At 65.6% G+C, this 25,415-nt stretch carries 23 protein-coding genes; 12 read left to right on the plus strand and 11 right to left on the minus strand.

Going from position 1 to position 25,415, the window contains the following annotated elements; genetic code table 11:
* Window positions 1–9: 9 nt before the first annotated feature.
* A complete protein-coding gene (locus QA639_RS20310) occupies window positions 10–414 on the minus strand; it encodes a response regulator (RefSeq protein WP_028332273.1) in 405 nt (134 codons plus the stop codon).
* A gap of 183 nt (window positions 415–597) precedes the next feature.
* Between QA639_RS20310 and QA639_RS20315 the strand changes: the two genes are divergently transcribed.
* Window positions 598–1,494, plus strand: coding sequence for a DMT family transporter (locus QA639_RS20315; RefSeq protein ID WP_028332272.1), 897 nt, complete (start codon window positions 598–600; stop codon window positions 1,492–1,494).
* 67 nt (window positions 1,495–1,561) lie between these two features.
* Here the strand turns inward: QA639_RS20315 and QA639_RS20320 are convergent, their stop codons facing one another.
* Entirely contained in the window at window positions 1,562–2,122 is a 561-nt protein-coding gene (locus QA639_RS20320; protein WP_176936975.1) for a BA14K family protein, read from the minus strand.
* A 269-nt stretch (window positions 2,123–2,391) separates the two neighbouring features.
* On the opposite strand from QA639_RS20320, the gene QA639_RS20325 reads away from it, so the two are divergent.
* Window positions 2,392–2,802, plus strand: coding sequence for an NADH:ubiquinone oxidoreductase subunit NDUFA12 (locus tag QA639_RS20325; protein WP_028344916.1), 411 nt, complete (start codon window positions 2,392–2,394; stop codon window positions 2,800–2,802).
* 374 nt (window positions 2,803–3,176) lie between these two features.
* Here the strand turns inward: QA639_RS20325 and QA639_RS20330 are convergent, their stop codons facing one another.
* On the minus strand, window positions 3,177–3,863 hold the full coding sequence (locus QA639_RS20330; RefSeq protein ID WP_283090532.1) for a DJ-1/PfpI family protein: 687 nt from the start codon (window positions 3,861–3,863) through the stop codon (window positions 3,177–3,179).
* A gap of 136 nt (window positions 3,864–3,999) precedes the next feature.
* On the opposite strand from QA639_RS20330, the gene QA639_RS20335 reads away from it, so the two are divergent.
* Both QA639_RS20335 and QA639_RS20340 read left to right on the plus strand, forming a co-directional pair.
* On the plus strand, window positions 4,000–4,938 hold the full coding sequence (locus QA639_RS20335; RefSeq protein WP_283090533.1) for a GlxA family transcriptional regulator: 939 nt from the start codon (window positions 4,000–4,002) through the stop codon (window positions 4,936–4,938).
* Between the two features lie 122 nt (window positions 4,939–5,060).
* Window positions 5,061–5,279, plus strand: coding sequence for a hypothetical protein (locus tag QA639_RS20340; RefSeq protein ID WP_028332267.1), 219 nt, complete (start codon window positions 5,061–5,063; stop codon window positions 5,277–5,279).
* 237 nt (window positions 5,280–5,516) lie between these two features.
* Here QA639_RS20340 and QA639_RS20345 read toward each other — a convergent pair whose 3' ends face one another.
* The 4 genes from QA639_RS20345 to QA639_RS20360 form a co-directional block, all read right to left on the minus strand.
* Entirely contained in the window at window positions 5,517–5,906 is a 390-nt protein-coding gene (locus tag QA639_RS20345) for a hypothetical protein (RefSeq protein WP_018271397.1), read from the minus strand.
* A gap of 159 nt (window positions 5,907–6,065) precedes the next feature.
* Window positions 6,066–7,289 (minus strand): SLC13 family permease, encoded by a 1,224-nt coding sequence (locus QA639_RS20350; RefSeq protein WP_028332265.1) that lies wholly within the window; start codon window positions 7,287–7,289, stop codon window positions 6,066–6,068.
* 164 nt (window positions 7,290–7,453) lie between these two features.
* On the minus strand, window positions 7,454–8,395 hold the full coding sequence (locus QA639_RS20355; protein WP_283090534.1) for an alpha/beta hydrolase: 942 nt from the start codon (window positions 8,393–8,395) through the stop codon (window positions 7,454–7,456).
* Window positions 8,396–8,514: 119 nt separating this feature from the next.
* Window positions 8,515–9,294, minus strand: coding sequence for an SDR family NAD(P)-dependent oxidoreductase (locus QA639_RS20360; protein WP_283090535.1), 780 nt, complete (start codon window positions 9,292–9,294; stop codon window positions 8,515–8,517).
* 247 nt (window positions 9,295–9,541) lie between these two features.
* Between QA639_RS20360 and QA639_RS20365 the strand changes: the two genes are divergently transcribed.
* On the plus strand, window positions 9,542–10,546 hold the full coding sequence (locus tag QA639_RS20365) for a DUF2155 domain-containing protein (protein WP_050386569.1): 1,005 nt from the start codon (window positions 9,542–9,544) through the stop codon (window positions 10,544–10,546).
* A gap of 108 nt (window positions 10,547–10,654) precedes the next feature.
* Here the strand turns inward: QA639_RS20365 and aat are convergent, their stop codons facing one another.
* Window positions 10,655–11,335 (minus strand): leucyl/phenylalanyl-tRNA--protein transferase, encoded by a 681-nt coding sequence (gene aat / locus QA639_RS20370; protein WP_028332261.1) that lies wholly within the window; start codon window positions 11,333–11,335, stop codon window positions 10,655–10,657.
* A 222-nt stretch (window positions 11,336–11,557) separates the two neighbouring features.
* Between aat and QA639_RS20375 the strand changes: the two genes are divergently transcribed.
* The 7 genes from QA639_RS20375 to QA639_RS20405 all read left to right on the plus strand — a co-directional run bounded on the left by QA639_RS20375 (window position 11,558) and on the right by QA639_RS20405 (window position 23,021).
* Window positions 11,558–13,003 carry a DASS family sodium-coupled anion symporter gene (locus QA639_RS20375; RefSeq protein ID WP_018271403.1) on the plus strand — a complete coding sequence of 482 codons (1,446 nt, stop codon included), beginning with the start codon at window positions 11,558–11,560 and terminating at the stop codon, window positions 13,001–13,003.
* 178 nt (window positions 13,004–13,181) lie between these two features.
* Window positions 13,182–14,501: an MdtA/MuxA family multidrug efflux RND transporter periplasmic adaptor subunit gene (locus tag QA639_RS20380; protein WP_428841167.1), complete on the plus strand. Its 1,320-nt coding sequence runs from the start codon at window positions 13,182–13,184 to the stop codon at window positions 14,499–14,501.
* Window positions 14,498–17,605: an MdtB/MuxB family multidrug efflux RND transporter permease subunit gene (locus QA639_RS20385; protein WP_283090537.1), complete on the plus strand. Its 3,108-nt coding sequence runs from the start codon at window positions 14,498–14,500 to the stop codon at window positions 17,603–17,605. The genes QA639_RS20380 and QA639_RS20385 overlap by 4 nt, the downstream gene beginning before the upstream one ends.
* A 3-nt stretch (window positions 17,606–17,608) precedes the next feature.
* The gene (locus QA639_RS20390) at window positions 17,609–20,893 is read left to right on the plus strand and encodes an efflux RND transporter permease subunit (protein WP_283090538.1); all 3,285 of its coding nucleotides are present in this window, start codon (window positions 17,609–17,611) and stop codon (window positions 20,891–20,893) included.
* Window positions 20,894–20,929: 36 nt separating this feature from the next.
* Window positions 20,930–22,366: an efflux transporter outer membrane subunit gene (locus tag QA639_RS20395; RefSeq protein WP_283090539.1), complete on the plus strand. Its 1,437-nt coding sequence runs from the start codon at window positions 20,930–20,932 to the stop codon at window positions 22,364–22,366.
* An 8-nt stretch (window positions 22,367–22,374) separates the two neighbouring features.
* Window positions 22,375–22,683, plus strand: coding sequence for a hypothetical protein (locus QA639_RS20400; protein WP_283087176.1), 309 nt, complete (start codon window positions 22,375–22,377; stop codon window positions 22,681–22,683).
* 11 nt (window positions 22,684–22,694) lie between these two features.
* Window positions 22,695–23,021: a BA14K family protein gene (locus QA639_RS20405; RefSeq protein WP_283087177.1), complete on the plus strand. Its 327-nt coding sequence runs from the start codon at window positions 22,695–22,697 to the stop codon at window positions 23,019–23,021.
* Between the two features lie 25 nt (window positions 23,022–23,046).
* Here the strand turns inward: QA639_RS20405 and QA639_RS20410 are convergent, their stop codons facing one another.
* The 3 genes from QA639_RS20410 to QA639_RS20420 form a co-directional block, all read right to left on the minus strand.
* Window positions 23,047–23,682, minus strand: a complete 636-nt coding sequence (locus tag QA639_RS20410) for a hypothetical protein (protein ID WP_028332254.1) — start codon at window positions 23,680–23,682, stop codon at window positions 23,047–23,049.
* Window positions 23,683–23,885: 203 nt separating this feature from the next.
* Entirely contained in the window at window positions 23,886–24,977 is a 1,092-nt protein-coding gene (locus QA639_RS20415; RefSeq protein WP_028332253.1) for a sensor histidine kinase, read from the minus strand.
* The gene (locus QA639_RS20420; RefSeq protein ID WP_028332252.1) at window positions 24,974–25,414 is read right to left on the minus strand and encodes a response regulator; all 441 of its coding nucleotides are present in this window, start codon (window positions 25,412–25,414) and stop codon (window positions 24,974–24,976) included. Before QA639_RS20420 ends, QA639_RS20415 begins: the two co-directional genes overlap by 4 nt.
* Window position 25,415 lies beyond the last annotated feature (1 nt).

A 25,415-nucleotide genomic window follows, 5' to 3' on the forward strand; every position in this document is an offset into this window, starting at 1 on the left:
TACGAGCAATTATTTCGAAAGACGAGCGGAAGGTGCATACTTCGCAAGACATTCGTTAACGGCGGCAATCAGCGCCTGCGGGGTGAACGGCTTGCGCAGGCAGGCGGACGCGCCGAGCTCGATCGTCATCCGCAGGAAGTCCGGCGCGCGGTCGGCATTGGCGAAGGCATAGCCCGACATCGCGATGACGGGAATTTCCGGGGCGCGCTCGTGGAAGACGCGGATCGCCTCGAACCCGCGCATATGCGGCATGAAGACGTCGACCAGCATGACGTCGAAGGTGGCCTGCTCGAGCGCGCGCATGCCGGCTTCGCCGCCATCGGCGACGGTGACCTCGAAGCCCTGGCGCTGCAGACACACCTCGATGGCAACGCACACCATCGGGTCGTCATCGACCACGAGAACGCTCGGCACGATGCATCCTCTTTTTTCTAACGGCCTCGCGTGCCGGCGACTCGCTTGGCCTGTTCGTCAATTAAGGCGGAACCTAGACGGAAAGTCTGTATCATAGAATGCATATGCTGTTTGCTGACAAGCAGATTTCCAGCTAGCCGTGACACATCACTTGTATTTGTCCATCCCCTTTACGACAGGTCCATGACCGCAGTTCCCGTCGCCGGCCGCGCCCCGCTGTCACCGCTTGGCCTCACATTCCTCGTGGTCGCCTCGATCGGCTGGGGACTCAACTTCCCGATCATGAAGTTCCTGCTCACGGAGTGGCCGCCGCTGTCCTCGCGCGGGCTGTGCGGCGTGGTCGGCGCGGTTGCGCTCGGCCTGACCGCGCTGGTGCGGGGACAGACGCTGCGCGTGCCCGACGGCATGTGGTTGCGGCTTGCTTTGGTGTCGACGCTGTCGATCGGCGGCTGGGTCGCGTCCATGGGCCTCGCGCTGATCTGGCTGCGGGCCAGCGAGGCGGCCGTGCTCGGGATAACGATTCCGGTGTGGGTCGCGCTGGTGGCCTGGCCGGTGCTCGGTGAGCGCGTGTCGCTGCCGCGCGCGCTTGCACTTGCGGTGGCGCTCGCCGGGATCGCGGCGCTGATCGGCGGCGGCGGCATCGACGCAAGCCTTGGCAAGCTGCCGGGGATTCTGTTCGCGCTCGCCGGCGCGCTCTGCGTCGGGCTTGGCACGGTGCTGACCAAATCGTTCAAGCTCGCGATGCCGCCGCTGTCGCTCGCGGCCTGGCAGCTTGCGATCGGCTGCGTGCCGATCGCGATCATCGGCATCATGATCGAGCAGCCGCAGCTCGCCGCGCTGTCGCAGTTTGGCTGGGCGTCGATGATCTACATGACGTTGATCCAGTTCTGCCTTTGCTATGTCTGCTGGTTTGCAGCGCTCGAGAGATTGCCGGCGGCGACCGCGTCGATCGGCACGCTGCTGGTCCCCGTCGTCGGCGTGCTTGCGGCAGCGGCGATGCTGCGCGAGCCGCTCAGCGCGAGCGATATCGCAGCGCTCGTGGTGACGTTCGCGGCCGTCGGGGTCGCCTTGCGCACATAAGACTTGCGTACATGAAAAAAGGGCGGCGCTGGCGCCGCCCTTTTGCAACTAGGAATTCAGGCCTTCATTACGGGCATGGATGCCGCCGGCCGTCATAGCCGAGATAGGTGCCCGAGGCGGGATCGTAGGACCTGTAGCGCTGCGCGCAGTAGCTGGCGCCGCCGCCACTCGGCACCTCCACGGCAACAGACGGTTCATCGTAATAGCCGTAGCTGTCGTCATAATAGCCGGGGCCGTAGCCATAGCCGGAGCCGTAATACGCGCCCGAGGCGAGGGCGCCGCCGACGACCGCACCGGCAACCGCGCCGGGCCAGAAGCCGCCGCCACGATGGTAACCCCCGTGCCAGCCGCCACCGCCGCGCCAACCGCCGCCGCCACCACCGGCCCAGTGACCGCCGCCACCGCCGCCGTGCCAGCCGCCGCCACCGCCGCCGCCCATGGCACCTCCGCCTCCGCGGCCGCCGCCGCCAAAGCCACCACCACCGCCGCCGCCGCCAACGTGGCCACCGCCGCCGCCCATCGCGCCCATCTGTGCGGCAGACTGGGCGAACGAAACGGTCGGCGCCACGGCCAACGGCAGCGCAAGCGCCAGAGCCGCGGCGGTGCTCAGAACCTTCATATTGATCATTTTGGACTCCATCAAAACGGTGAATGTCTAACCATCTCTGTGGTCGGACGTTCCCGTGCTCCACATTGATTGTGGGTCATCTTCGCGTAGCCGGCGGCTCATGTATGGCAGCTGAACAAAACTCCTCGTGACCGCGTCATTTGGTCGCCAAATGGGAGCATAAACCGGGGGCTGTCCGAGGGGTGCGGGGCTACCTTGGCGGCGGCTGGACATTTGGGGAATGAGGTGGCATCAGAGCCGCATAGTCTCGAACCGACGACCGGCCACGCATGAAACAATTCCTGCTGAAATTCTTCACCTGGTGGAATGGCCAGACCTTTGGCACGCAATTGTGGACCTCGCGATTCGGCGAACTGGTCGGCGAGGACGAGCAGGGCAACCGCTATTACCGCACCAAGGGCGGTGAGATCGATCCGACGCTGCATTTCGAGCGCCGCTGGGTGGTCTACAACGGTTACGCCGAAGCCTCCCGCATTCCGGCCGGCTGGCACGGCTGGCTGCATCACACGGTCGATGTGCCCCCGACCGAACAGAACTACCAGGCGCGCGAATGGGAGAAGCCGCATCTGCCGAACCTGACCGGCACCGCGCAGGCCTACCGCCCGTCCGGCTCGACGCTGGCAAGCGGCCGCCGCCCCAAGGCGACCGGCGACTATCACGCCTGGACGCCGGGAAGCTGACTTTCACGCATTGTTGTTCTGACGTGCACGTGCGTTAACGCCGCGCGTGCATCGCACACGCGCCAGGCAGCGCAAGCGCGCGCCTGTGAACAACGGTAACAGCGGGGACAGATGGGCTGCAGCCGATGCTGTCCGCTTGCGCCGGGCGCGGGTTCGCGGCTCAATAGGGCCATCTTACGGAGATGGGAAACCATCGCGTCGGATCGGGCTCCAGATCGCGACTGTCCCGATATGCAGTGGCCTCCGAGTTGGATGCGGCCGGGAGATAGGCCCCCGGTACAGACGTCCTGAAATCGCCCGCAAATGTGAGGCTGCCGTGAGACAGGAAGGGCCGCTCGGGAAACCGGGCGGCCTTTTTCTTTGCGGCGATCAGGTCAGGACAGCCGTGCCGCGGCACGGCCCATCAAGTCGGCGCGGCGCGCCTGCGACGGCGCGATCCGCTCTTTCATGAAAGCGAGGATCTCGGCCGGTGCGGTATCCGGCGAGCCCGCGTTGAACGGCGGGGCCGGGTTGTATTCGAGCCTGAGCTGGATCGCTTCCGCGGTCTTGCGGTCGACGAGCTCCGACACCAGCGTCAGCGCGAAGTCGATGCCCGCGGTGACGCCGCCGCCGGTGAAGCGATTGCGGTCGACGCAGACCCGCGTCCTGGTCGGAATGGCCCCGAAGCCCGACAGGAAATCAATCGAGCTCCAATGCGTGGTCGCGCGATAGCCCTTGAGCAGGCCGGCCGCGCCGAGCACCAGCGATCCCGTGCAGACCGACGTGACGTACTTGGCTCGCTCGGCCTGCTTGCGCAGGAAGGCCAGCATCTCCTGGTCGCCGACCATGTCGTCGGTGCCGAAGCCGCCGGGCACGCAGATCACGTCGAGCTGCGGGCAATCGGCAAAGGTCGTGGTCGGCGTCAGGACCATGACGGAATCAGTCGGAACGGGTTCGATGCGTTTCCAGATCAGATGCACCTTGGCACCGGGGACCGAGGAGAACACCTGCAGCGGACCGGTCAGGTCGAGCTGGGTCACCTTCGGGAAGACGAGCAATCCAATCTGCAGGGGTTCGGTCATCGGGGGCTCCAAATAGCGCTTGACGGAACCACGATGTCATGATGGCCTCTCGTCCAAAATGACGTATTTCCCTCATTTTCGGACGCAGGGCTCCGGAGGGGTGCAGAGCAGTAACTTCACCTGCGAGGATTTGGCGATGATCGGCATCCTGATCTTTCCCGACTTCCAGTTGCTCGACGCGGCCGGCCCGATCGCGGCCTTCGAGATCGCAGCCCGCTTCGCCAACAACGCGCCGACGATCAGGACGCTTGCGGTGAAGGCAGGACCAGTGCGCTCTTCGTCCGGTGTCGAGATGCTCGCGCGCGGCTTCAAGCCAGCGACGGCGATCACGACGCTGATCATTGCCGGCGGCAACGGCGTGCGCACGCCGGCGAGCTGTCCCGCCACGCTGTCATTCGTGCGGCGGATGGCGGGCCGCGGCATTCGCGTCGCCAGCGTCTGCTCGGGCGCTTATGTGCTGGCCGAGGCGGGCCTGCTCGACGGCCGCCGCGCCACCACGCATTGGCAGCGCACGCCGCATTTCGTGAAGACTTATCCGAAGATCAAGCTCGAGCCGGACCAGATCTTCGTCCGCGACGGCAATATCTGGAGTTCGGCCGGCATCACCGCCGGCATCGACCTCGCGCTCGCGATGATCACCGAGGACTATGGCGACGAGATCGCGCAGAACACCGCGCGGCAACTGGTGCTGTATCATCGGCGCAGCGGCGGGCAGTCGCAGTTTTCCTCGCTGCTGGAATTGAAGACGCCGAACGGCCGGTTCGGGCCGCTGCTCGCCTGGGCGCGCGAGCATCTCGATGCGCCGCTGACGGTCGAGGACCTCGCCGACAAGGCCGGGATGAGTTCGCGGCATTTCACCCGCGCCTTCATCGCGGAGACCGGCACGACGCCATCGAAAGCGGTCGAGCGGCTCAGGATCGAAGTCGCGCGGCAGCGCGTGCAATCGTCGGGCGAGGCGATCGAGCGCGTCGCCGAGATCACCGGCTTCCGCGATCCCGAGCGGATGCGCCGCGCCTTCATCCGCGCCTTCGGCCAGCCGCCGCAATCGCTACGGCGTGCCGCGCGGGCAGGGTAGGCGAGTTTGGGACAAGCTCGTTGTCCGATTTCACCCGACCCATCTCGTCTTTGCAGTGATGAACCTGGCGAGGGTTCCCGTGACCCACGTTAAGTGGGCATTGGGGACCCGAGGAGGTTCTAATGACAAAGCATCGAACGATTACCGGGTTCGTGGCTGTCGCCCTGCTAGCTGTCACCGCGACCGCCGCGACCATCAGGTCGCACGCGCCCCGGACCGACGGCATTGCCGTCGCCGGCGCGGACGCGCTCCCGGCCAAGGATTTCAGCGATCGCTGGTCCGCGATATCCGATTTGCCTCCGGCAACGGAAATGACCGGGCGTGCCGCTGACGCGCGTTAAGGTCATGGACAAAGGTCCGGCCCGGTCGGGGACGCGACCCGTGCTGAGATCACTCGTCTCGCAACAAAAAAGCCCCGCCGAAGCGGGGCAAGATGTTGAACGACTTCGTCTTGAGCGACTTGGTCTTGAATAGAACTAACGGTTCCGCCGCGCCGGAATAGCGCAGTCATTCACCAATACAGGATCAGCCCACGATCCACGGATGCGCTGATCACGAAACGGGCTTCAACCGAAAAATCACTGGCTCAATGTATCGGTTGCGATCTTCTTCTTGAGTGCTTCGCAGGTATCCCTGACTTCCGCGGTCATCAACGAGACGGCTTCGATCTGCAGGAAGAAACGCTTGCCCTGATCGCGGTAACCGGCAGCGAACTCCTTGATCTCCGCGATCATGTCATGAACGCCTGCGACCATGACCTCGCAGTTCTTGGCGGCCAATTGTAGTTCCGATCCAAGGGCCTCGATCTCTTTCACCGCCGCTTCATATTCGCGCACGACTGCCTCGGCCGACAGCTTGCCCACCTCGTTGACGCCATTGCGATGCTCGACGTAGTCCGGCATCGGTGAGAGGGGGCGGATGTTGCTGCGTGGTCGATGCGACGTCACGGTGTTGATTTCGTCCTCCATCTGCTCCGACGGAGCGCGGGCGAGGACTTCTGCACTAACACTCATGCGGACTCTCCATAAGTTGTTACGGCGAATGGAGTTTAGCAATGTCAACGGATTTGTCTCGATTTTCCACAGTTTTGAGACAAGTGCAATTGTGCACTGCAGCGTTGCGTTGCGTCAATGTGGCGCGTCGGGGTGCCAGCCAAGCAGTGCGAGCATCACAAAGAAGCCGACGACATAGGCCGCCATGATCGGCCAGCCCTGGGTGATCCAGCGGACCACCGATTTGGCTTCCGGATACATGTTGGACACCGCAACGCCGGCCGACGAGCCGAACCAGACCATCGACCCGCCGAATCCGACTGCGTAGGCGAGAAAGCCCCAGTCATAGCCACCTTGCTTCAGCGCCAGCGCGGTCAGGGGAATATTGTCGAACACCGCCGAGACGAAGCCGAGCCCGAGCGCGGTCTGCCACGACGCCGCGGGCAATTTCTCCACCGGCATCATCGAGGCCGCCGTCACCAGCGCGAGCAGGAAGACGGTGCCCTTCAGCGTCTCGGGCATCACCGACCAGTCCGGCCGGCGCAGCACTGAGGTGACCAGGATCGCGGCCCAGACCGCGAGCCCGAGCACGGGCAGTGTATCGAGCAGCGCGGGGAACTTCAGATTGGCCGTCACATTGGCCGTCAGCGCGGCGAGCAGGATCACGGCCACGATCGCAACCCGCGCCCAGTCGATTCTGAGGCCGGACGGTGCATCCTTCACGATTGGCGAGAAGCGGTGCTGTTGCAGCGAGGCCGGCACCGCAAACACCAGCATCGCGACGATGGCTGCGACATATGCCTCCACCACCGTCAGCGGGCTGATGCCGTCGATCCACATCATCGTCGTCGTGGTGTCGCCGACGACGCTGCCGGCGCCGCCGGCATTCGATGCGGCGACGATGGCCGCGAGATAGCCGATATGGACGCGGCCGCGGAACACGTGGCGCGCCACGGTGCCGCCGATCAGCGCTGCGGCGATGTTGTCGAGGAAGCCCGACAACACGAACACGATGACCAGCAGGATCAGTCCGCCCTTCCAGTCATCGGGCAGCAGCGCCGGCATCTCGTCGGGGATGCGGCTTTCCTCGAAATGGCGCGACAGCAGCGCAAAGCCCATCAGGAGCAGGAACAGGTTGGCGAGCGTGACCCACTCATGCTCCATGTGATGCGCGAGACCGGGCAGGCCGGCGCCGAATTTCGCAAAGCCCGCGAACAGCAGCTTGTAGGCGACGATCGCGGCAAGGCCCGTCAGCGCCACCGCGAGCGTGTGGTGATGGAAGATCGCGACGCCGAGCAGCGTCAGCGCGAACAGGATGAAATCGAGCGGGATACCGTAGACGAGGAGTGGCGTGAGCAAGACGATCTCGCTGGCTGGAGTGCCGGGCGGCATGAAGCGCTGACGGCGGCACTATCGCGCGGCGTGGGGAACTTCAAGGCGCGCTAACGCCGCAACAGGCGCGCGATGCGCTCTCGAGCCCCGATCGGGGACGACGCCAGCCACGTCGCGGCGGGTCCGATTGCTCAGCCCAGCGTCTTCAGCCAGGCGCTGATCTCGGTCACCGCGATGTTGGCCTGATTGAGCAGCTTGCCCATGGTGAAGAAGCCGTGGAACTGGCCGGGGAAATGCCGATAGGTCACCGGCACGCCGGCGTCCTTGAGGAATTTCGCATACTCGTCGCCTTCGTCACGCAACGGATCGGCGCCGGCGGTCAGCACATAGGCGGGCGGCAATCCGGCAAAGTCCTTCGCGCGCGCCGGCGAGGCACGCCAGTCGTTGGTGTCGGCGTCGCCGAGATAATGGTTGGCGAACCAGCCGATCACCGAATGCGTCAGGAGGATGCTGGTCTCGGGCTCGCGATGCGAGGGATGCTTCCGCGAGAAATCGGTTGCGGGATAGATCAGCAGCTGTGCGGCGAGCTTCGGCCCGCCGTCGCGGGCGGTGAGGGCGACCACCGCCGCGAGGTTGCCGCCGGCGCTGTCGCCGCCGACGATCAGGCGCGCGGCGTCGATGCCGAGATCCCCGGCATTGGCGGCGACCCATCGGGTCGCGGTGACGGCGTCGTCCACCGCGGCAGGGAAACGATGCTCGGGCGCGAGGCGATAATCGATCGAGATCACGATCAGTTCGCCCTCATGGGCAAGCTTCTGGCAGACCACCTCATGGGTATCGAGATCGCCGATCACCCAGCCGCCGCCGTGGAAGAACACCAGGCAGGGCGCGAGCCCGTCCTTCTTGCGCAGCGTGTTCGGCGTGTAGATGCGGGCAGGGATCGTGCCGTGCGGCGCCGGGATCGCGAGCGGCTTGCTCGATTCCAGCGCGGGCGGCTCGGGATTGGAGACGACGCGGGCGGCTCGATAATAGTCGCGCGCTTCCGGCGCGGTCAGCGTCTCATAGGCGGGCCGGCCGGCCTCCTGGAACGCCTTGTAGACGGCAGCGGCATCGGGATCGAGAACGACGGGCATGGACAACAAACCTTCTTGTGATGCTTGGTGATGTCATTCCGGGGCGATGCGAGCATCGAACCCGGAATCTCGAGATTCCGGGTCTGGTGCTTGCGCACCATCCCGGAATGACAGCGGCCCTAGGCGGCGGTGCGGCCGCCGTCGACGGTATAGGCGGAGCCGGAGACGTAGCTCGCCTCGTCGGAGGCAAGAAAAGCGACGACGGAGGCGACCTCGCTTGCGAGGCCGAGCCGGCGCGCCGGGATGCGGTCGACGATCTTCTCGATCGGCGGCAGCGCGTTGCCGCCGGAGCGGCCCTGCAGGATCGTGCTCAGCATCCGGCTCTCGATCATGCCGGGGCAGACGCAATTGACCCGCACGCCGGTGCCGGTGCATTCCCAGGCCGCGCTCTTGGTCAGCCCGATCACCGCGTGCTTGCTCGCGCTGTAGACCGCGATCATCGGCGATCCCACGAGGCCGGCGATCGAGGCGGTGTTGATGATGCTGCCCTTGTTCTGCTTCAGCATGACAGGCAGCACATGCTTCATGCCGAGGAAGACGCCGACGACATTGACGTCGAGCACCCGGCGGAAGCTCTCCAGCGAATATTCAGGGATCGGCCTGATGTCGCCCTCGACGCCGGCGTTGTTGTAGAAGGCATCGATGGTGCCGAAGCGATCGACGGCGGCGCGGACATAGTCCTTGACCTCCTCCTCGTCGGTGACGTCGGCTTCGATTGCGAGGGCCTCGGCCGAAGCGGGCAGGTCCTTGATGGCGGCTTTGAGATCGGCGCCCTTGCGGTCGACTGCGACAATCCGCGCACCCCGCTCGGCGAGCAGTTGGAGCGAGGCGGTTCCGATGACGCCGGCAGCCCCGGTGACGACGGCGACCCGGCCGTCGAGCCTGATGCGATCGGGCATGGTGGGTTTCCTCTGGCTGGTCCGGTTCGATCCGGATTTTCCTGATTTTCACGCGTGGCCGCGTGGCTTGAGCGTGAGGACTATCACACGTGTTCCCAGGAGTGACCAGAGGCTGAGCAGTTGCGCCGGGGAGAGGTGGCCGGGTGCCCTTTCCCCGCCGTATTCGGCGTGTTAACCGATGGCCTGCGAGCGGCCGATATCAAGGTAGACTGTCGCGAGCCCGATTCGCCCTTTAAAGCCGCGCGAGATGCTTCGAACCGTTGCCCTGACTGGCTTTGCGGCCCTGGTTGCCGCCTCAACCATCTCGCTTGCGCCGCCCGCGCGCGCGCAGATCGGAACGATTTTCTCCGATCCCGCGCCGCGTCCGCCCGGCTCGATCCCGCGTGGTCAGCCGGCCCCTCCCAGCGACGACGACGAGGAAGTACCGGAATTGCCGCGCGGCCGCCTGCTGCCGACACAGCCGCGGGCGCTGCCGCCAGGCCAGGCGGTGCCGCCGCCCGGCAGCGTGCAGTCGCAGCCGCTGGCGCCGCCGCCCGGCTCGCCGGTGGCTCCGCAGGGCACCCAGCCCGGTGTCGCCGTGCAGCCGCCGCAACCCGGCGGTCCCGCCGTTGCCAATACGCCGCCCGGCGCCAATCCGCTGCCGCCGGGGCAGCGTCCCAAGGGCACGCCCCAGGGCACTCCGCCGCAGACGCCTGCCGCGTTGCAGCCGGGCGACGAGGTCGTGCAGGAGCCGCCGTCGACCAAGATCACCAACAAGAAGGCGAGCTTCTCCGGTCTCGACAAGATCACCGGGCGCATCATCAATTTCGACGAGGATATCGGCGAGACCGTGCAGTTCGGCGCCCTGCGGGTGAAGACCGATGCCTGTTACACGAGGCCGTCGACCGAAGCCGCCAACACCGACGCCTTTGTCGAGGTCGACGAGATCACCTTGCAGGGCGAGGTGAAGCGGATCTTCTCGGGCTGGATGTTCGCGGCAAGCCCCGGCCTGCACGGCGTCGAGCATCCGATCTACGACATCTGGCTGACCGACTGCAAAGGGCCGGACCAGACCATCGTGACCGCCGCGCCCGATCCGCCGAAGGCGCCGACGCCGCCTCCGCCGCCGGCCCAGAAGCGCGCGCCGCAGAAGCAGGCCGCGCCGCGTCCGCCGCCGCAGCCGCTGCCGCAATACCAGCAGCAGCCGCCACCTCCGCCGCCCCAGCAACAGCAGCGCCCGGGCGGGTTGTTCGGCGGATTGTTCGGGAACTAGCAAGCACGGCGTAGCCCGGATGGAGCGAAAGCGAAATCCGGGGTCTTCTCCGCGGAGAGACTTTCCCGGATTGCGCTTCGCTGCATCCGGGCTACGTGCACCATAAGATCAATTGCGCGCGGCGATGATTGCCAGCGCGTCGGCACCTTTGACCGGCTGGGTGGCGTCGAGCTTGCGGAAATCCGCCGGCGCGCCCGTGATCGCCTTGTCGAGCAGCGTGCGATAGCGGCGGCGCGAGATCTCGATCGCGCCGAACGTCCTCAGGTGCTCCGTCACATATTGCGTGTCGAGCAGCTCGAACCCGCCCGCCATCAGCCGCGCCACCAGATGCACCAGCGCGACCTTCGATGCGTCGCGCGTGGTGTGAAACATGCTTTCGCCGAAGAAGGCGCGGCCGAGGCTGACGCCGTAGAGCCCGCCGACCAGATCGTCGTCCTGCCAGACCTCGACGCTGTGGCAATGGCCCGACGCATACAGCCCGACATAGAGATCGCGGATGCGCCTGTTGATCCAGGTGTCGTCGCGGCCGGGCTGCGGCGCCGCGCAGCCGGCGATCACGGCCTTGAACGCGGTATCGACGGTGACGGTGAAGGCATCCGAGCGCACGGTGCGCGCGAGGCGAGAGGCGACACGGAAGCCGTCGAACGGAATCACGCCGCGCAATTCCGGCTCGACCCAGAACAGGGTCGGATCGTCGGCGCTCTCCGCCATCGGGAAGATGCCGCAGGCATAGGCGCGCAGCAGCACCTCGGGCGTGATCTCGGAGGAGGCGGAGTCGCGTGACGTCATGCCGCCAAGGATAGCAAAGCGCGGGCGGTCTTGCGATGGGGCTGCCACCGGGACGCTACGTGTTGACGAAACGCGCCGGTTCCTCCACAAGCCGCGCCGTTCCGCCGCAGTTTCCCGAGACGGACTGCGCGGTCGTGCTAGATTGCAACAAAAAGATGGCGGCGCTGCCGGGACACGGTGGCTTGCGCGCCCGACAATCGACACAGGTGAGGGGGACGCTGCATGAAATGGTCATGGCGGACGTTTGCGCCGTTGCTGGTCTGGCTGGTGATCTATCTGGTCCCGGTGCCTTCGGGGCTGAACGCCAATCAGTGGCACTATTTCGCGGTGTTCGCCGCCGTGATCACCGGGCTGATCCTTGAATCGATGCCGGTCGGCGCAGTCGGTCTGATCGGCCTGACGGTCGCCGGCATCGGCGGCTATGTCGAGCACGACCCGAACAAATCGCTGCGCTGGATGCTCGGCGGCTTTTCCGAGAGCACGGTGTGGCTGATCGTCGGCGCCTTCGTGTTCTCGATCGGTTATCGCAAGAGCGGGCTCGGCCGCCGGCTGGCGCTGCTCTTGGTGCGCGGCCTCGGCCGCCGCACCATCGGGCTCGGCTACGCGGTGGCGTTCTCCGATCTCGTGCTGGCGCCGGCGACGCCATCCAACACCGCGCGCTCGGGCGGCACCATCTATCCGATCGTCAGCAACATCCCGCGCATCTACGGCTCCGAGCCCGGCCCGACCGCGGGCAAGATCGGCACCTTCGTGATGTGGACCGCGTTCGCGACCACGGCCGTCACCAGCTCGCTGTTCCTGACCGCGCTGGCGCCGAACGCCGCCGCGCTCTCGATCGCCAAGAAGCTCGTCAACATCGAGGTCGGCTGGTCGCAATGGTTCATCGGCTTCGCGCCGCTCGGGATCCTCTTGCTGCTGCTGGTGCCGCTGCTCAGCTATCTGGTCTGCCGGCCCGAGATCAAGGAGAGCCCGGAGATCGTGACCTGGAGCGAGGGCGAGCTCGCCAAGATGGGGCCGCCGTCGCGGCACGAATGGATCATGGCGGTGCTGGTGGTGCTCGCGATGTTCCTGTGGATCTGCGGCTCCAATCCCAATATCAGCGTGCCGCTGCTCGGCTCGAACTTCATCAACGCGACCACGGTCGTGTTCGTCGTGATCTCGCTGATGCTGCTGACCGGCGTGATCGCGTTCGAGGACATCGTCGCGGAGAAGAGCGCGTGGGAGGTATTTTTCTATTTCACCTCGCTGCTCACGCTGTCGTCGGGCCTCAACGAGATCGGCTTCATCAAATGGGTCGCCGAGGGCTATGCCAAGCCGCTCTCCGGCACGTCGCCGCTGGTCGGGATGATCCTGCTCGTCACCTTCTTCTTCTGGATCCACTATTTCTTCTCGAGCATCACCTCGCATACCGCCGCCGTGCTGCCGGTGGTGCTCGCCGTCGGCTCCAGCATTCCCGGCCTGTCGGTACAGACCTTGATGCTGCTCTGCGTCTATTCGCTGGGCCTGATGGGCGTGATCTCGCCCTATGCCACGGGACCGGCGCCGATGTATTACGGCAGCGGCTATATCGGCAAAGGCGACTTCTGGAAATTCGGGCTGATCTTCGGCCTGATCTACTTTGCCGGATTGTTGCTGATCGTGTTGCCCTGGTTACAAATGATCGGGTAAAATAGCCACAATCCAGCGAGAAACAGCCGCCGACCGGGAAGGAGCACTTTCCTTTCCGATTCTTAACGCGCTTTGTCCGGCAGGAGCCTTCAAAATGCTTCGTCGGATGTGGCGCGCGCGGAGTTCAGGGGACACATAGAGCCGCGCGAGCTCGTTCGTGTTTCTTCGTGGGCAAGTTATGGACCAGCAGATCAAAGACCCGTCGATTTTAGCGCCCGAGCAAACCAGGCGAGGGTCGCGTTGGCGGGGGTTTCTGACGGGATGTCTCGTGTTGGCGGTGCTGGCAGGCATCGTCTGGTGGACGCGGCAGCAGGCCGCGCCGCCGCAGGCCGGTGGCGGGCGCAACGCCGGGCCGATGTCGATCGTGCCGGAGACGATCGGCAAGGGCGATATCGGCGTCAGCCTGAATGCGCTCGGCACCGTGACGTCGCTCGCGACCGTGACGATCAGGAGCCAGATCAGCGGCTATCTGATGAAGATCGATTTCAAGGAGGGCGACGAGGTCAGGAAAGGCGACCTGATCGCCGAGATCGATTCGCGCCCCTATGAGGCGACGCTGGCGCAGGCCAAGGGACAGCTCGCCCGCGACGAGGCGCAGCTGAAGGGCGCCCAGGTCGATCTCACGCGCTACCAGAACCTCGCCGCGCAGAATGCGGTGCCGCACCAGACGCTCGACACCCAGGTCGCGCTGGTCGCGCAGTATCAGGGCACGGTGGAAGCCGATCGCGCCTCGGTGAAGTCGGCCGAGGTGAATTTGCAATATTGTCACATCGTGTCGCCGATCAACGGGCGCGTCGGACTGCGCCAGGTCGATCTCGGCAACTACGTGACACCGGGCGACACCAACGGCCTCGTCGTGATCACGCAGCTCGAGCCGATCAGCGTGCTGTTCACGCTGCCGGAGGACAATCTGCAGGCGGTCGCGAAGCGGTTGAAGGAGGGCGCGGTGCTGCCGGCGGCGGCCTATGACCGCAGCGGCGCCAACAAGCTCGCCGAGGGATCGTTGCAGACCTTCGACAGCCAGATCGATGCGACCACCGGCACCATCAAGCTGCGCGCGCAGTTCGAGAACGACAAGCGCACACTGTTTCCGAACCAGTTCGTCAACGTCCGCCTGCTGCTCGATACCCACAAGGATGCGACGACGATGTCGACCGCCGGCATCCAGCGCGGCGTCCCCGGCACCTTCGTCTATCTCGTCAACGGCGACAGCACGGTCTCGGTGCGGCCGGTGAAGCTCGGCGTCACCGACGGTGACCGGGTCGAGGTGCTGTCCGGGCTCGTGGCCGGCGATCGCATCGTGATCGACGGCGCCGACAAGCTGCGCGAGGGCGCCAAGGTGGTCGTGCGCTCCGCCGCCGATGCCGCGAACCCGGCCGCTGCGGCCAAGGGGGCGGCGAGTGGCGCGGCGAAGGGAGACGGCAAGGGAGATAGTAAGGACGGCGCTGATCCCGGAGGCGGCCACCACAAGCGGTCCGAGGACGGGCAGAAGAAATGAACCCGTCGCGGCCATTCATCCTGCGGCCGGTGGCGACGACCCTGATGATGATCGCCATCATGCTGTCGGGCATGCTGGCGTTCAGATTTCTCCCGGTCGCGGCGCTGCCGGAGGTCGACTATCCGACCATCCAGGTGCAGACGTTTTATCCGGGCGCGAGCCCCGACGTGATGACCTCGTCGGTGACGGCGCCGCTCGAGGTGCAGTTCGGCCAGATGCCGAATCTGACCCAGATGAGCTCGGTGAGCTCGGCGGGCTCGTCCGTGATCACGCTGCAATTCGGCCTGTCGATCTCGCTCGACGTCGCCGAGCAGGAGGTGCAGGCCGCGATCAATGCCGCGGGCAATCTGTTGCCGTCGGACCTGCCGGCGCCGCCGATCTACGCCAAGGTCAATCCGGCGGACGCGCCGATCCTGACCCTCGGCCTGACCTCGAAGACCATGCCGCTGACCCAGGTGCAGGATTTCGTCGATACGCGGCTGGCGCAGAAGATCTCGCAGCTGCCCGGCGTCGGCCTCGTCAGCATCAGCGGCGGCCAGCGGCCCGCGGTGCGCATCCAGGCCGATATCCGCAAGCTCGCGGCCTATGGCCTCAACATCGACGATCTCCGTACCACGCTCGGCAACGCCAACGTCAACACGCCGAAGGGCAATTTCGACGGCGCGATGCGCGCCTACACCATCAATGCCAACGACCAAATCCGCAATGCCAGTGACTACCGCTCGCTGATCATCGCCTACAAGAACGGCTCGCCGGTCCGCCTCAGCGATGTCGGCAACGTCGTCGACGGCGCGCAGAACGACAAGCTCGGCGCCTGGATGAACGAGACGCCGGCGATCATCCTCAACATCCAGCGCCAGCCCGGCGCCAACGTCATCTCGGTGGTGCAGGGCATCAAGGATCTGCTGCCGCAGCTGCAGGCCACGCTGCCGGCCGCGATCGACCTCAATATCCTGACCGACCGCACCGTCACGATCCGGGCCTCGGTGCGCGACGTCGAATACGAGCTGTCGCTCGCCGTGATCCTGGTCGTGCTGGTGATCTTCGTGTTCCTGCGCTCGACCCGCGCCACGCTGATCCCGAGCCTGTCGGTGCCGCTCTCGCTGGTCGGCACGCTGGGCGCGATGTATCTGTTCGGCTTCAGCCTGAACAATCTGTCGCTGATGGCGCTGACGATCGCGACCGGCTTCGTGGTCGACGACGCCATCGTCGTGATCGAGAACATCTCGCGCTATATCGAGGAGGGCGAATCTCCGCTCGAGGCGGCGCTGCGCGGCTCCGAGCAGATCGGCTTCACCATCATCTCGCTGACGGTGTCGCTGATCGCGGTGCTGATCCCGCTGTTGTTCATGGGCGACGTCGTCGGCCGCCTGTTCCGCGAATTCGCCATCACGCTGTCGGTCACGATCCTGATCTCGGCCGTGGTGTCGCTGACCCTGGTGCCGATGGCCTGTGCGAAGCTGCTGAAGCCGGAGGCCATGACGCGCGAGAACACCTTCCAGCGGCTCAGCCGCGAAGGCTTCGATGCCGTGATCGCGATCTACGCCCGGATGCTCAACTGGGTGCTGGATCGCCAGACCTTCGTGCTGCTGATCGCGCTCGCCACCTTTGGTCTGACGGCGCTGCTCTATGTCGTCATCCCCAAGGGCTTCTTTCCGGTGCAGGACACCGGCGTGATCCAGGCGATCTCCGAGGCGCCGCAATCGGTGTCCTATGCGGCGATGGCCGAGCGGCAGCAGCGGCTCGCCAGCGCGATCCTGAAGGATCCGGACGTGCAGAGCCTGTCGTCGTTCATCGGCGTCGACGGCACCAACACCACGCTGAACAGCGGCCGCATCCTGATCAATCTGAAGCCGCATGAGCAGCGCAAGGCCAATGTCTCGACGATCATGGACCGGATCAAGGCGAGCACGGCGGCGCTGACCGGCATCACGCTCTACATGCAGCCGGTCCAGGACCTCACCATCGAAGGCACGGTGAGCCGGACGCAGTATCAGTTCATCCTGCAGGATGCCGATCCGAACGAGCTTGCGGAATGGACGCCGAAGCTGGTCGACAAGCTCCGGGAATTGCCCGAGCTCAGTGACGTCACCAGCGATATTTCGGCGCAGGGGCTTTCGGTGTTCGTCGACATCGACCGCGACCAGGCTGCGCGGTTCGGCATCACGCCGGCGACGATCGACAACGCGCTGTACGATTCCTACGGCCAGCGCATCGTCTCGACCGTCTTCACCAATTCGAACCAGTACCGCGTGATCCTGGAAGCCGATCCGTCGCTGCAGACTTCGCTGGATTCGCTGTCGTCGATCTATCTGCCGTCATCGGTGGGCTCGACGCCGGTGCCGCTGTCGGTGATGGCCAAGATGCGGGTGGAGACCGCGCCGTTGCAGATCTCGCATCTCGGCCAGTTCCCGTCGGCGACGGTCTCGTTCAACCTCGCGCCCGGGGCGTCGCTCGGCGGGGCAGTGACGGCGATCAAGCAGGCCCAGGCCGACATCAACCAGCCGCTCGGCATGATCACGAGCTTCCAGGGCGCGGCGCTGGCGTTCCAGTCCTCGCTCTCCAACCAGCTATTCCTGATCCTTGCCGCGATCATCACGGTCTATATCGTGCTCGGCGTGCTCTATGAGAGCTTCATCCATCCTTTGACCATCCTCTCGACGCTGCCCTCGGCCGGCATCGGCGCGCTGCTGGCGTTGATGATGGCCGGCCAGGATCTCACCATCATCGCGATCATCGGCATCATTCTCCTGATCGGCATCGTGAAGAAGAATGCGATCATGATGATCGATTTTGCGCTCGACGCCGAACGCAACGAGGGCAAGCCGCCGCGGGAGGCGATCTACCAGGCCTGCCTGCTGCGGTTCCGGCCGATCATCATGACGACGATGGCAGCTGTCCTCGGCGCGCTGCCGCTGATGCTCGGCAGCGGCGCGGGGTCCGAGCTGCGGCATCCGCTCGGTATCTCGATCGTCGGCGGTCTCTTGGTGAGCCAGCTGCTGACCCTGTTCACGACACCGGTGATCTATCTCTGGTTCGATCGCCTCGCGCTGCGGTTTGCCGGGCGGGCAGACGAGATCGGCGAGGCGAGCGGGTCGCGTTGAGCCATGGATCCGTCAACGCCCTTCATCCGTAGGCCGGTAGCGACGACGCTGTTGACGTTCGGGCTCGCGGCGGCCGGCATTGTCGCGTTCTTCAAGCTGCCGGTGTCGCCGCTGCCGCAGGTGGATTTCCCGACCATTTCGGTGCAGGCGACGCTGCCCGGCGCCAGCCCGCAGGACGTCGCGACCACGGTCGCCAGTCCGCTCGAGCGCCATCTCGGCCAGATCGCCGACGTCACCGAGATGACATCGTCGAGCTCGGTCGGCGCGACCCGCATCACGCTGCAGTTCGGGCTGAACCGCGACATCAACGGCGCGGCGCGCGACGTGCAGGCCGCGATCAATGCGGCGCGCGCCGACCTGCCGACCAGCCTGCGCAGCAATCCGACCTACCGCAAGGTCAACCCAGCCGACGCGCCGATCCTGATCCTGACGCTGACGTCGGATACGCTGACGCGCGGCGATCTCTACGACGCCGCCTCCACCGTACTGGCGCAGAAGCTGTCGCAGGTCGAGGGCATCGGCGAGGTGGTGGTCGGCGGCAGCTCGCTGCCGGCCGTGCGCGTCGATCTGATCCCGCAGGCGCTCTACAAATACGGCATCGGGCTGGAAGACGTCCGCGCGGCGCTGTCGAGCGCCAACGCCCACAGCCCGAAGGGCGGCATCGACGTCGGCGACCAGCGCTACCAGGTCTACGCCAACGACCAGGCCAACAAGGCCGACGACTACAGATCGCTGATCGTGGCCTACCGCAATGGCGCACCGGTTCATCTCTCCGACGTCGGCGAGGTGGCCGACGGCGTCGAGAATTTGCGCAATGCCGGGCTCGCCAACGGCAAGCCGGCGGTCCTGATCATCCTCTACCGGCAGCCGAACGCCAACATCATCAGTACCGTCGACCTCGTGAAGGGGCTGATGCCGCAGCTGAAGGCGTCGGTCTTGCCGGCGATCGATATCGGCTTTGCGGTCGACCGTTCGACCACCATCCGCACCTCGCTCCGGGACGTCGAACGAACCCTGGTTCTGGCGGTGCTGCTGGTCATCATCGTGGTGTTCGCGTTCCTGCGCAATGCGCGCGCCACGTTCATTCCGGTAGTGGCGGTCTCGGTGTCGCTGGTCGCGACCTTCGGGGCGATGTACCTGTTCGGCTACAGCCTCGACAATCTCTCCCTGATGGCGCTGACGGTCGCGACCGGCTTCGTGGTCGACGACGCCATCGTGGTGCTGGAGAACGTCACCCGTTACATCGAGGACGGCCTGAGCCCGCTCGAGGCGGCGCTGAAGGGCGCCAACGAGGTCGGCTTCACCGTGCTGTCGATGAGCATCTCGCTGATCGCGGTGTTCATCCCGATCCTGCTGATGGCCGGCATCGTAGGGCGGCTGTTCCGCGAGTTCGCGATGGTGATCTCGATCTCGATCCTGATCTCGCTCGCGGTCTCGCTGGCGACCACGCCGATGATGTGCGCCGTGCTGCTCAAGCCGGACGCCGGCGGCCATGGCCGGCTCTATTGGGCGAGCGAGCGCTTCTTCGAGGCGATGCTGAATTTCTACCGCAGAACGCTGACCGCGGCGCTGGCGCATCCGCTATCGGTGATGCTGATCCTGGCGGCGGTGTTCGGCCTCAACTTCTATCTCTACGACGTAATCCCGAAAGGCTTCTTCCCGCAGCAGGACACCGGCCGGCTGGTCGGCTCGATCCAGGCCGACCAGAGCGTGTCGTTCCAGCTGATGCAGCAGAAGCTCGCGCAGTTCGTCGGCATCATCAAGCGCGATCCGGCGGTGGAGACGGCGGTCGGCTTCACCGGCGGCGGGCAAACCAATTCCGGCTTCATGTTCGTCTCACTGCGTCCGCTCGATGAGCGCAAGATCGGCGCCGACGGCGTGATCGCGCGGCTGCGCCGCGAGATGTCGGTGGTGCCGGGCGCGAGCCTGTTCCTGCAGGCGGTGCAGGACATCCGGGTCGGGGGCAGGGCCTCGAACGCGCAGTATCAGTACACCCTGCAGGGATCGACGCTGGAGGAGCTCAATGAATGGACGCCGAAGATCGCGGCGGCCCTGCAGCGCGATTCGAACCTCGCCGACGTCAACAGCGACCAGCAGAACAAGGGTCTGGAATCCGATCTCGTGATCGATCGCGACGCGGCGGCCCGGCTCGGCATTACGGTGAGCCAGATCGACAACACCCTCTACGACGCCTTCGGCCAGCGGCAGGTGTCGACGATCTATGTCGCGCGCAACCAGTATCACGTCATCATGGAGGTCGCGCCGCGCTACTGGCAGAATCCGGAGACGCTGAAGGACGTCTATATCAGCACGTCCGGCGGTTCGGTCGGCGGCTCGCAATCGACCAACGCGGTGGCGGGCACCGTGGTGGCGCCGGGCACCTCAAGCGCGGCCAGTGCGGCCAACGCCCAGGCGGCGCGCAACCAGGCGACCAATTCGATCGGTTCGACCGGGAAGGGCGTGGCCTCGACCGGATCGGCCGTCTCCACCAGCAGCGAGACCATGATCCCGCTGTCGGAAGTTGCAGCATTCAAGCAGGGCGCGACGCCGCTTGCTGTCAATCACCAGGGCCTGTTGGTCGCCAACACTATCTCGTTCAACCTGCCGCCGAACGTGTCGCTTAGCACGGCGGTCGGCAGCATCGAGGCGACCATGAACCGGATCGGGGTCCCGGCCACGATCCGCGGCACCTTCCAGGGTACCGCCAAGGCGTTCCAGGACTCGCTGAGCAACCAGCCGTTCCTGATCCTGGCCGCGCTGGTGACGATCTACATCGTGCTGGGCGTGCTCTACGAAAGCTACATCCATCCGCTGACCATCCTGTCCACACTGCCCTCGGCGGGTGTGGGCGCCTTGCTGGCGCTGATGGCATTCAAGACCGAGTTCAGTATCATGGCGCTGATCGGCGTCATCCTGCTGATCGGCATTGTGAAGAAGAACGCCATCATGATGATCGACTTTGCGCTGGAGGCGGAACGCGGGCGCGGGCTGGAGCCGCTCGAGGCGATCCGGGAGGCCTGCCTGCTGCGCTTCCGCCCCATCATGATGACGACGATGGCCGCGCTGCTCGGGGCGGTGCCGCTGGCTATCGGCATGGGCGACGGCGGCGAGCTGCGGCAGCCGCTCGGCATCGCCATCGTCGGGGGCCTCATCCTGAGCCAGGTCCTCACGCTCTACACGACGCCGGTCATCTACCTCTATCTCGACCGGTTCCGCCTGTGGGCCCAGCGCGTGCGCCGCGGCGGCGCGACGCGGATGGCGGGCTCCTCACTTCAACCGGGCGAGTAAATGCCGACAGGTGCAGCGTTGCGAAATCTTCAGTTGATGCGCAAGCCGATCCGGTTTCTGCGCGTGGCGGCGCTCGGCGGCCTCAGCCTCGGTCTGTCCGGCTGCATCCCAGGGGCGGAGAAACCCGAGCTCAGCCTCGAAGTGCCGGCGAGCTACAAAACTGCGGCCAAGGGCAATGCCGACGCGGCCGTTCCGGCGCTCGCCTGGTGGCGCGGCTTCCGCTCGCCCGAGCTGACCGGGCTGATGGAATCCGCGCAGCTCTACAATCTCGACATCGCGGTGGCGATCGCCCAGATCGTGCAGGCCGACGCCCAGGTCGGCGTGTCCGGCGCCGCGCTGCTGCCGTCCATCTCCGGATCGGCGAATGCCGAGCGCCAGCGTGTGGCGACGGGATCCAGTTCGTCGTTCGGCACCAGCGGCACCTTCTCGCAGTACAGCCTGGGGCTGAGCGCAAGCTACATCGTCGATTTCTGGGGCAAGAACCGCGCGACGCTGTCGGCCTCGGAGGAGAGCGCGACCGTCGCCCGCTACAATCGCGAGGTGGTCGCGCTGACCACGATGGCGACGGTCGCCAACACCTATTTCCAGCTGCTGGCGGCGCAGGACCAGATCAAGGTCACCCGCCGCAACCTCGCGGCGGCCGAGCGCATCCTTGCGCTGATCAAGTCGCAATTCGCCGGCGGCACCGCCTCGCAGCTCGATTTGTCGCAGCAGGAGGCGCTGGTCGCCACGCAGCGCGCGGCGATCCCGCCGCTCGAGGTAACGGTCGGGCAGAACATCGCGGCGCTCGCCGTGCTGGTGGCGCGCGCGCCGGCCGATTTCAAGGTGCGCGGCGGGTCCACCACGCAGATCGCGGTGCCGCGCGTCACGCCGGGATTGCCGTCGGAATTGCTCTACCAGCGGCCTGACGTCCGCGAGGCCGAGGCGCAGCTGGCGTCGTCCAATTTCAGCGTCGACGCGGCGCGCGCAGCATTCTTTCCGCAGATCCAGCTGACCGGCACCACCGGCTTCCAGAGCGCGGCGCTTGCCTCGCTGTTTGCGCCCGGCGCCTGGTACTACACGCTCGCCGCCGGGCTGACCCAGCCGCTGTTCGACGGCTTCCTGCTGGAGAGCCAGCTCAAGCTCGCCAAGGGGCAGCAGCTGCAAAACCTGCAGGCCTATCGCAAGGCGGTGCTGTCGGCCTTCGCCGATGTCGAGAAGGCGCTGATCGCGTTGCAGAAGTACACATTGCAGGAGCGCCTGCAGTCCGACGTCGTCGCCGCCTCGCGCAAGGCGTTCGAGGTCGCGGAGACGCAGCTGCGCGGCGGCACGGTCAACCTGATTACGGTGCTGCAGGCGCAGCAGACGCTGTTCACCGCCGAGAACAATCTGGTCACGGTCCGGCTCAACAAGCTGCTGGCGGCAAGCAGCCTGTTCCAGGCGCTCGGCGGCGGCTGGACGCCCGCCGGTACGCTGGCGGCGGCAGTGCCATGAGGTCAGCCATGCAGCGTTTCGCGACACTCCTCGTTGCCCTCATCATCGCGCTTGGCGCATCGACCGGCGCGTCCCGCGCGCAGCAACGGCCACCCAACAGCGTTCCGCTCGCCTTCGGCATGAGCGCTGACCAGGCCAGCCAGTCGCTCGGCGTTCCCCTGAATTACGTGCGCGGCACGCCGGGCAATGAATTGTTCGTCGCGCTGCCCAATGTCAGGGGTAGCGTGCTGTCGCGGCGCAGCGACGGGCTCTATCTGCAATTCGGCAAGGGACGCCTGATCGCCTGGAAGGGCGACTGGGGCACCCTTCCGCAATGAGGGTTTTGGCCATGATCGCCATGAGAGGACTGATCGCCTGCACCGCCATCGCACTCAGCGTAGCCGCGGCGTCGGCCCAGCAGCGGCCGTTGCGCTACGGCAGCACCGGCGGCGCGTATTTCGACGGCAGGGACGACGACCGCGATTTTCGCAGCAACGGCTATTTCCCCGGCAATTTCGCGGCCGATCCCTTCAGCGCGGGGTTCGGTGCGGCCGGCCTGTTCGGCTCGACGCCATATCACTCCGCGCGACCCTATCCGTCGCAGGTCGTGTTTGGCGCACCGTGTCAGGATTGCCGTCCGCCCCGCGCACGCCGGCATCGCGGCAGGCACGAGTAAGGCGCTTCGCAGAGGCTTGATGCCTCTAGGCCCAGCGCAAGAGCTCGTCGATGATGCGCGGCTTCATCCAGCCGGCCTTGTCGATGATTTCGTTGCGCAGAGTGTCCTTTTCCATCTCGTATCCTTCATGCGAGATATCCCGGCTGCCGGTCGCGGTGATCCCGTACGTCTCGAGCAGGGCGTTGTGCCGCGCCTTCCACGCGATCACATGCTCGGTCATGACTTGCGTCACGGATGGAAGGAAACCGGGATGGCCTGCCAGGCCGCATGACGCCGTGGTCTGCGGGTCTCCTGCCAGCATGATCACGTTCCACTCGTCGTAGCCGATCAGCCCCATTTGCGCGTAGAGGAACGCGCCATGCGGTCCATCCCAGATATTTTGGTCGATGACCAGGAACGGCACCGCGTGGCAGTGGCCGTGCCGCGCCGTCATGTCGCGGTTGAAGGTCTCGGTACGGTCCTGCAATCGCTTGTTGGCCGCAGCGAACACGGCAAGGCGATTGTCTGCCGTCGGCACGATGCTGGCTTCGTCATCAGGCGCGAAACCTGCATCGCGCAGCATCGAGCCGATCAGCGGGTGATCCCACTGCTGCTTGTGAAAAGCGGGCGTCGCGCCGTCGGCGCCCGGCGCCGGACACACGGTCTCCTTGAGCTCGCCCAAGGTCGTTTCTTGCTTCTTTCCAAAAACTGGCCTGCGCCCGAACATCGCGTGCCGCTCCTGCCAAGCAGTTGGCACGAGCATCGCAAAGAACGCCCAGAACTTTCTTAACTGGTCAGGCCCGGCGCGCCGCGATTCATCAACAGCATGACGCAGTCGTTAAAGCGATCCGGACAAATCAATCGAATTTGCTGAAATTTGCGGCATTAGCTGGCGGCGGCGCTTGCCGATTTGTCGAGCGCCGGGCTGACGCGGGCGAACCGCACCACGAAGCGGGTGCCCTTGTGGCCGGGGTCGCGCTCGACGCTGGCATCGAGCTTGGCTGCCATCGCGCTGACGATCCGCTGGCCCATGCCGGTGCCGCGCGGATCGGCCTGGTCGGAAAAGCCGACCCCGTCGTCGCTGATCGCGAGCTGCAGATCGTCGCCTTGCGGCTTCAGCTCGACATGGATCGGGCCGGCGCCGTCGGGATAGGCGTATTTCACGGCGTTCATCACCAGCTCGTTGACGATGATGCCGATCGCGACCGCGCGGTCGGGATCGATCTCGATCGGGTCGGCCTTCAAGGTCAGCCGCGACATCTTGTTGCCTTCGGCCGATCGCCGGAGATCCTCGAGCAGTGCCTCGAGATACTGGTTGAGCATCACCGTCTTGAAGTCGTGCGAGGTGTAGAGGCGGCGGTGCACCTGTGCGACGGCCGCGACGCGCCCCATCGCGTTGGTGAGCGCGGCCTTCACATCCTGCTGGGTCGCGGAGTTGGCCTGCAGATGCAGCAACGAGGCAATGATCTGCAGCGAATTGCCGACGCGATGGTTGACCTCGCGGAGCAGAACCTCACGCTCCGCGGCGAGCGCGGCATAGCGGTCGCGCGAGGCGTGTACCTCGGCCTCGGCCTCGTCGCGCGCCTTCTGGAGCGCGGCCTGCCGGATCGCGCCGTTCACCGCGACCTGGAGCAGGGGGATGAACTCGCCCCTGACGTCCTTGACCAGATAGTCCGCCGCGCCGGCCTTCAGCGCGGTGACGGCGATCGCCGAATCCTGCGACGCGGTGACGAACACCACCGGCGGAGCGTCCGGTATCTTGAGGATCTGCTCCAGGGTCTCGAGCCCATCGAGGCCGGGCATGTACTGATCGAGCGCGACGACGTCGATGCCGCCCTGGCCGAGCCGGTCGAGGCCTTCCTGGCCGCTTGCGGCGTGCACGACCTTGTAGCCCGCGCGCGTCAGCCCGCGTTCGACGAGGCGCGCCAGCGCCGCGTCGTCGTCGATGTAGAGCAGTGTCGGCGTTGCGCTGGTCATACGGCAGCCGGCGGCACCTGAATTACCGAAAAGAACAGGCCAAGCTGACGAATCGCGTTGGCAAAGCTTTCGTAGTTCACCGGCTTGGTGATGTAGACGTTGCAACCGAGCTCGTAGCAACGCTTGATCTCCTGGGAGTCGTCGGTCGTGGTCAGCACGACCACCGGCGTCGACTTGAGATATTTGTTCTCCTTGACCCGCTTCAGAATATCGATGCCGGTCATGTCGGGCAGATTGAGATCGAGCAGGATCAGCAGGGCCTGGCCCTTGCGCTCGACGGCGCTGCCATCCTTGCCGAACAGGTAGTTCACGGCCTCTGTACCGTTGGTGAACGGAATGATCTCATTGTTGACGCCCGAGCGCCGGATGTTCCGCTCAATCAGGCGGGCATGGCCCTCGTCGTCTTCGATCATGATGATGGTGACTGGATCACTCATG

The organism is Bradyrhizobium pachyrhizi, assembly GCF_029714545.1.
Taxonomy (GTDB): Bacteria; Pseudomonadota; Alphaproteobacteria; order Rhizobiales; family Xanthobacteraceae; genus Bradyrhizobium; species Bradyrhizobium pachyrhizi.